We start from the raw sequence: 1,219 nt of genomic DNA, 5'->3' as shown, positions 1-1,219 counted from the left end.
GGCTTCGTCACCGAGCCGCGGAACAGGAAGCGCTCGCCCCTGCCCGGCGCCAGGAGGTTGACCTTGAACTCGATGGTCAGCACGCCGGAGTTTTCCGGCATCAGCGAAAAGGCGGCATAGCCGCAGGCCGAGTCCAGCGCCGTCGAAATGACACCGGCATGGAGGAAGCCGTGCTGCTGGGTCAATGCCGCCGAATAGGGCATCTCGATCTCGATAATACCGGGCGTCACCAGCGTCAGTTCGGCGCCGATCGTGGCCATCGCCTTCTGACGCGCGAAGGAGGTCCTGACGCGATCCTCATAGTCCGGGGCGGGTACGATCTTTGCTGCCATTGCCGCTGCCTTCCTTTACGCGGATAAGCTTATTGCAGAGGCATGGACGGCAGGCAAATGCTTTTGCTGCACTGCACAATCGACCTGGCCTGCCGGCCGGCGCCACGCGTCCGTCAGGAATAGGATTCAGGCCGATCTGCGTAACGCACAGAGATAAAACCCATCGGTGCCGCTGAGCGCCGGCGACAGCGAGATGTCGCCTCTGGCGCCGATGCGTGCGGCTGCCTCATGGCCGGGAAAACGGCTGTCCCAGAGCTGGCGGTGGTCGACGGGAACAAAGCCGCTGTTACGGTCCCGAAAGGCCGCGATCTGCTCACCGTTTTCCTCATCAAACACCGAGCAGGTGATGTAGACCAGCAGGCCGCCTGGTTTGACATAGACTTTGGCCGCATCGAGGATCGCCGACTGCTCGCCCTTGCGTGCATCGAGCTGCCTTTGCGTCAGCCGCCATTTGGCATCGGGACGGCGCCGCCAGGTGCCGCTGCCGGTGCAAGGCGCGTCGACCAGCACGATGTCCATGTGGTTGCCGAGCGGCGCGAGTTCGGCCGGCTTGGTGACGATCTGGACATTGCGGTTTTCAGAGCGGCGGATGCGGTCGAAGATGGGCGCCAGCCGTGCTTTTTCGGCATCATGGGCAAAGATCTGGCCGCGATTTTCCATCGAAGCCGACAGTGCCAGCGTCTTGCCGCCGGCGCCGGCGCAAAAATCCAGCACCTGCATGCCGGCTTCGGCCCCGGCAAGGGCGGCCGCGATCTGCGAGCCTTCGTCCTGGACCTCGAACCAGCCCTTCTGGAAAGCCGGCTCGGCCTGCACGTTCGGGTGCCGGCCGTCGCCGTCGATCGGCGGGATGCGGATGCCGTGTGGCGCGATTGCCGAGGGTTTCGCGC

2 protein-coding genes are annotated in these 1,219 nt (G+C 64.4%); both read right to left on the bottom strand.

Translation table 11 applies throughout. The features are described from left to right. Window positions 1-332, bottom strand: a 332-nt coding sequence (locus EN893_RS34670; RefSeq protein ID WP_164901419.1) for a PaaI family thioesterase, incomplete at its 3' end; no start/stop codon positions are given. A gap of 126 nt (window positions 333-458) precedes the next feature. Further along, window positions 459-1,219, bottom strand: a 761-nt coding sequence (locus tag EN893_RS34660; protein WP_164901418.1) for an RsmB/NOP family class I SAM-dependent RNA methyltransferase, incomplete at its 5' end; no start/stop codon positions are given.

Source organism: Mesorhizobium sp. M7A.F.Ca.CA.004.04.2.1 (assembly GCF_004022825.1).
Lineage (GTDB): Bacteria > Pseudomonadota > Alphaproteobacteria > Rhizobiales > Rhizobiaceae > Mesorhizobium.
The sequence above is the reverse complement of the archived record's forward strand: the minus strand, read 5'-3'. Positions and strand labels throughout refer to the sequence as shown.